Source organism: Vibrio sp. Vb1980, from assembly GCF_033338615.1.
Lineage (GTDB): Bacteria > Pseudomonadota > Gammaproteobacteria > Enterobacterales > Vibrionaceae > Vibrio > Vibrio alginolyticus.
Genome location: NZ_JAWOSZ010000005.1, coordinates 263,540 through 270,798 on the forward strand (window position 1 = coordinate 263,540; position 7,259 = coordinate 270,798).

Below are 7,259 nucleotides of genomic sequence, written 5' to 3' on the forward strand. Positions count from 1 at the left end.
TCATCTTGAGATTAATGAGGAAGCTCCATGCCTCGAATGGTCTTTTTTTGTTGTATGGACGCACTATATCAATGGAAAAACCGTGATAAAAGCCTCAAATCAAGGTTAAGAGAAGGTTAGCGATTACGCAAACGTTTAGGACTGGAATTACTGATAATTTTACTTATTGTGTTGATTGATAATAACGATGACATTAATAGCTCAAACACCATTGAAAGTAAGGGAATATTTACATATGATTGAAAATGATAATTATTTTCAAGTGCTGTGTTTATGTATTTTATTATTAGCTTGCTCGTGTTTTTTTTGCTGTATATCAGAACAAAACCGAACTCGTGGTGTGCGGGGATTCATATCGTAAGCCACTTTTTTATCGTTGCATTTTGTCCTGCAATTTATGTTGTTCAATATTTAATCGTTACGTTTTTTTCGTCACCGCTATTGATTAAGCTGTCATCACGCTCCGGTGTATACAACATTCTCATTGCTTTTCTTCCATTATTGATCGCAACCGGCAGTCTGGCGTTTAGCTGAATGATTTCATCTCTCTTCTTTTCTTAAAACAACTACACTTAATTAGAATAAGGTATCAATTTCATATAATTATTCGATATCTACGCGTCAGCACATGTGTCACATTTCTGTGACTACGAGTAAGTTTTACTTATGTTGCTCGGTAGTAGGGTATTTATCGATTGTTTAATGATTCAATACTTAGTTTAATCGCATAAAGGTGTGCAGTATGCCGCACTAAATTAATAAGAAATTATCTAAAAAGGTTAATGGGAAACGTAAGCCATTAGCGGAGGTCAGATGAGTACGCACACGGTACCGCAGAGCGCGATTGTAAATGCTGTCAAAGGTGAAGTTTTGGTTTTGGGCCTGGATGGAAACGTTAAGGTCATAAAAGCGGGGGATGAGTTAAGACCTGGCGAGATTATTATCACAGAAAATAATGCTTCTCTCGACGTACAGATAAATAATGAGCTTTATCTGGTCGATGCAAATTGTGTTGCTTGTCTTCCTGTGCCTTCTTCTGAACCGTTAGAACCAGTATTGGTACAATCTCCAGTTAATGGCTTGGTGACTTTTGACCCAACGGCTATTGGAAGTGCTGACTTCGACGCCAACGATATTGCCGCTATCCAGCAAGCTATTTTAGACGGAGCTGACCCTACCGCTATCTTAGAAGCAACAGCTGCTGGCGCAGGTGCTGAAGGCTCGGCTAATGCTGGCTACGTGACGGTTGAATATAATAACCCGGAAGTACTCGCTTCTACTTTTTTTGAAACGTCTGCGACTCGCAGCGGAGAAGATGATCGCGACGAAGATGACGGTTTGAATGTCACGATTTTTGCTGATGGTGGGCAGTCACTGCAATCTAGCGTAACAGAAGGCTCAATTTCTCTATCAAGCTACCCGCAAACCATTTCGTCTAGTGTGCTGGTTGAAGCAGGGGATCTCGCACTTGATACTGCTTCATTTGTACCCGAAACGTCTTCTTTAGAGTCTTTGTTGACTGAGCTTAACAGTGATATTACCTCTGGTGGTCAGCCAGTGGCGTTCGTTTATGACGAAGCGCAAAATGCCATTATCGGTACTCAAGAAGGTAACGAAGTGCTTCGTATCGAGATCGAAGCGACATCTGTAGGCCGTGATTTAGAGTTAGAAGTCGTTACCACGATTAGCCAGGGCGTTGACCATGTTGCGTCTGTTGCTGATGGCCAAGTATCGATCGTCGGTGATCAAATCAATATTGCTTTTGATATTACAGGTGCAGATATTGGTGGTAACAGCATTCAAGCGCCTATCGATTTTACGACAACCGTTATTGATGGCGATGATCCTGCGCCGCAGAACGTTACTTTTGAAAACGTTGAATCTTCTTCTGCACCAATTACTGGCACCTTTGTTGATATTGGTAGTGATCAATTGGCAACGGTCACGTTTAATCAAGAAGGACTTAGTCAGTTCGATGGCCTACTGAGTGATAATCAGGCGACAGAAGCGGTACTCTCTGAAGACGGCAGTACTATCACCTTGTCCATTGCGGGCTCGAATGAAACCGTCTTAACCATCAGTTTGAATACTGATGGTACCTACCAATTTGAGCAATTTAAGCCGTTAGAACAAACAAACGGTGAAGATACGATTGAGCTCTCTTTGCCAACCACAATCGTCGACTATGACCAAGATACGGCAAGCAACACCTTTACGATGACCATCCTCGATGGCGATAACCCAGTGATTGAGAACGTGACGGGCTTGTCTTTAGATGAGGCGGGGGTTGACCAAGGTTCACAGGAAGGCGCGGCAGTAACAAGTGGTACTGGGTCGATCACGACAGCGGTCGGAAGTGACATCATTGATCACTATGAGTTGGAACCTACAGAGTTCAATGTTGGTGGAGAACTCCAATCTCAAGGGCAGGTTGTTCAACTAGAACTAGCGTCCGAGAGTAACGGCGTACGTACTTACGAAGGCTTCATCGAGCTGGATGGTGTGCGTATTACCGTATTTGATGTGGCGATTGATGCACCTGCATTGGGCGAATACCAATTCAACTTGTATGAACAACTTGACCATACGGGTGCTAACGATGACTCGCTCACTTTCTCACTGCCAGTTTACGCGGTAGATGCGGATGGTGACCGCTCCTCTATTACCGAAGGTTCGAACACACCAGAAGCTGCGCAAATTGTCATTCAAGTTCAAGATGACGTTCCTTCGATTGATGGCGTTGATGCGCTAGCCGTCGATGAAGACGATTTATCAAGCATTGGCTCCGATCAAAGCGACTCTGTGTTCGCGCAAGGTAGCTTCACGACGACTCAGGGCTCAGACCGTGTTGTAAGTTATCAATTAGAGAGCGGCACTGATCCACTCAATGGGTTGGAATCGCAGGGGCGATCTATCTCTCTGACGGAAACAACCAATTCAGATGGCAGCTTTACCTATTCTGCAACGGCAGAAGGGGACGCTATCTTCACCTTACAAGTGAACCCTGACGGTTCTTATTCATTTACCCTTGAAGGTCCAATCGATCATGCTGTGGGTAGCGATAGCTTAACTCTAGACTTCACTATTGTCGCAACGGACTTTGACGGTGACACCAGTTCACTTGTTCTACCGGTAACCATTGCCGATGATGTGCCAACCATTAATGACGTTGTCGCTCTTACCGTCGATGAAGATGACTTAAGTTTGGTAGGCTCTGACCAATCACAGTCAACGCTGGTCGAAGGTCAGTTTACGACAACTCAAGGTTCTGATGGCGTCGTACAGTATCAGTTGGATGTAAACGCTGATTCTTTAAATGGCCTGCAATCTCAAGGTCAACCCGTTTCCATTGCCGAAACGCAAAATGCAGATGGCAGTTACACCTACAGCGCAACGGCAAATGGCAGTGCAGTTTTCACATTAATTTTGAATACCGACGGCTCGTACAGTTTTGAGCTGCAAGGTCCAATTGACCATGCGGCAAATAGCGACAGCTTAACCCTTGATTTTAGCGTTATTGCTACAGACTTCGATGGTGACACAAGCCAAATCGTATTGCCTGTTACCATCGTGGATGATAAGCCAACTATTACCGATGTTGATGCGATTACTGTTGATGAAGATGATTTAGGCACGATTGGTTCGGACCAGACTGACCCGATTTCTATTGATGGTAGCTTCACCACCACACAAGGCTCTGACCGAGTGGTAAGTTATCAGCTTGATGCTTCTGCAACACCAGTTGACGGCCTTACATCACAAGGCGTGGCAGTTACGCTGGCTGAAACCGCAAACGCTGATGGCAGCTTTACTTACGAGGCGACAGCGGGTAGTGAAGCGGTCTTTACGCTGACGGTGAATACTGATGGTAGCTATAACTTCACGCTTGAAGGTCCAATCGACCACGCGGTAGATAGCGATGAGCTGACACTCAACTTCCCAATCATCGCAACAGACTTTGATGGCGACACCACAAATGCCACTATCCCAGTGACAATCGTGGACGATAAGCCTGTTATTACCGACGTCGACACCATTACGGTTGATGAAGATGATCTCGCGTCAATTGGCTCAGACCAAAGCAATCCAATTTCTATTGATGGCAACTTTACTACCACACAAGGCTCTGACCGAGTGGTGAGCTACCAACTCGATGCTTCAGCAACACCAGTGGACGGTTTAACATCGCAAGGCGTGGCTGTCACACTGATAGAAACCGCAAATGGTGATGGTAGTTTCACTTATGAAGCGACTGCGGGTGGCAACCCAGTATTTACTCTGACAGTAGATACTGATGGCTCTTACAACTTCACGCTAGAAGGGCCAATTGATCACGCGGTGGATAGTGATGAGCTGACACTCAACTTCCCAATTATCGCAACCGACTTCGATGGTGACACCGTTACTGAAACCATTCCAGTCACGATTGTTGATGATGTACCGACCATCACAGCGGTGGATGCGTTGAGTGTCGATGAAGATGACCTTAGCGGCGTGGGCTCAGACCAAACTGACGCTGTGTTCGTTGAAGGCGCGTTTACCACTATTCAAGGCTCTGACCGAGTGGTGAGCTATCAACTGGATTCAACGGCTGATCCTGTTGCGGGGCTAACGTCTCAAGGTGAGGCGATTACCTTGGTGGAAACCGCCAACGGTGATGGCAGCTTTACTTATGTTGCGACCGCAGATGGCAATCCTGTCTTCACGTTGAATGTAGCAGCAGATGGTACTTACGACTTTACGCTGCAAGGCCCGATTGACCATGCAGCTAACAGCGACAGCCTGACGATTGATTTCCCAATTATTGCCACCGATTTTGATGGTGATACGACTTCGGCGACCATTCCAGTCACGATTACGGATGATGCACCAATCATCGATAATGTTGTGCCTCTGGCTGTAGACGAAGATGATTTATCAGGCATTGGTTCAGACCAAAGCGACGCTGTGTTTGTTGAAGGCGCGTTTACGACCACCCAAGGTTCAGACCGTGTGGTGAGCTACCAACTTGATTCAACTTCTGATCCTGTCGCAGGTTTAACTTCTCAAGGTGAGCCTGTTACTTTGGTAGAGACGGCGAATGCCGATGGCAGCTTTACTTACGTGGCTACCGCGGATGGCAATCCGGTTTTCACCATGAACGTGAATGCTGATGGCACATACAATTTCCGTCTGGAAGGGCCGGTCGATCACGCGTTAAACAGCGATGAATTAGTACTGAACTTCCCAATCATTGCAACAGACTTTGACGGCGATACGACGACCGCGACCATTCCCGTCACGATTACTGATGACGTTCCAACTATCGACAACGTTGTTCCACTCACGGTGGACGAAGATGATCTCGCCTCAATTGGCTCAGACCAAAACGATGATGCGTTTATGTCGGGTTCTTTCACCACAACTGAAGGCTCAGACAGCGTTGTTAAATACCAGCTTGATGCAACAGCAGATCCAGTATCTGGGTTGACCTCTCATGGTGAGCCTGTCGTGCTTGCTGAAACTGCTAACGGCGACGGTAGTTTTACTTACACAGCCACGGCAGATGGCAATGCCGTATTTGAATTGATTGTGAAGCCAGATGGCAGCTACAACTTTACACTGCAAGGTCCACTAGACCATGCGGTGAATAGCGACAGTCTGCAAATCGACTTCCCGATTATCGCAACAGACTTTGATGGCGACACCTCATCGGAGACGTTACCTGTCACTATCGTTGATGATAAACCAACCATCACTGACGTAGACGCAATCCGTGTGGATGAAGATGACCTAGCGACGATTGGCTCTGACGGCTCAGATCCAATTTCAATCGATGGCAACTTCACTACAACGCAAGGTTCTGATGGGGTAGTAAGCTACCAATTAGATACTGCTGCAACGCCAGTTGATGGCCTAACATCGCAAGGTGTGGCAGTGACGCTGACGGAAACTGCAAACGGCGACGGTAGCTACACTTATCAAGCGACAGCAGGAACTGAAGCCGTATTTACGCTGACCGTGAATACGGATGGTTCATACAACTTCACGCTTCAGGGGCCAATTGACCATGCGACAGACAGTGATGAGCTGACACTGAACTTCCCAATCATCGCGACGGATTTTGATGGTGATACCACCACAGAAACGATCCCAGTCACCATCGTGGATGATAAGCCGACCATTACCGATGTCGATGCGATTACCGTTGATGAAGATGATTTAGGCACGATTGGCTCAGATCAAACTGACCCGATTTCAATCGATGGCAACTTCACCACCACACAAGGCTCGGACCGAGTGGTGAGCTATCAGCTTGATGCTTCTGCAACACCAGTTGACGGCCTTACATCACAAGGCGTGGCCGTCACGCTGACTGAAACCGCAAACGGTGATGGCAGCTTTACTTACGAGGCGACAGCGGGTACTGAAGCGGTCTTTACGCTGACAGTGAATACTGATGGTAGCTATAACTTCACGCTTGAAGGTCCAATCGACCACGCAGTAGATAGTGATGAGTTGATACTGAACTTCCCAATCATCGCGACCGACTTTGATGGCGACACCACAAATGCCACTATCCCAGTGACGATCGTAGACGATAAGCCAGTTATTACTGACGTGGATTCCATTACGGTTGATGAAGATGATCTAGCGTCAATTGGCTCAGACCAAAGCAACCCGATTTCTATTGATGGTAACTTCACCACCACGCAAGGTTCAGACCGAGTGGTGAGCTACCAACTCGATGGCACATCAACACCAGTTGACGGTTTAACCTCGCAAGGTGTGGCTGTCACGCTAACAGAAACTGCAAATGGTGATGGCAGTTTTACCTACGAAGCAACAGCGGGCTCTGAAGCGGTCTTTACGCTGACAGTGAATACTGATGGCTCTTATAACTTCACGCTAGAAGGGCCAATTGATCACGCGGTTGATAGTGATGAGCTGACACTCAACTTCCCAATTATCGCAACCGACTTCGATGGCGACACCGTTACTGAAACCATTCCAGTCACGATTGTTGATGATGTACCGACCATCACAGCGGTGGATGCGTTGAGTGTCGATGAAGATGACCTTAGCGGCGTGGGCTCAGACCAAACTGACGCTGTGTTCGTTGAAGGCGCGTTTACTACCACACAAGGCTCTGACCGAGTGGTGAGCTATCAACTGGATTCAACCGCTGATCCTGTTGCGGGTCTAGTCTTGGTTAATTAGTTAGATGAATAGTCTTTTATTATCGAATATAAAAAATTAGACACAGTATAAATTGTCAT

At 46.6% G+C, this 7,259-nt stretch carries 1 pseudogene; it reads left to right on the forward strand.

What is annotated here, in order from left to right:
* Positions 1-813: 813 nt before the first annotated feature.
* Positions 814-7,185 (forward strand): annotated as a pseudogene (locus tag R7F64_RS11410) (retention module-containing protein); the annotation flags it as partial.
* Between the last annotated feature and the right edge of the window lie 74 nt (positions 7,186-7,259).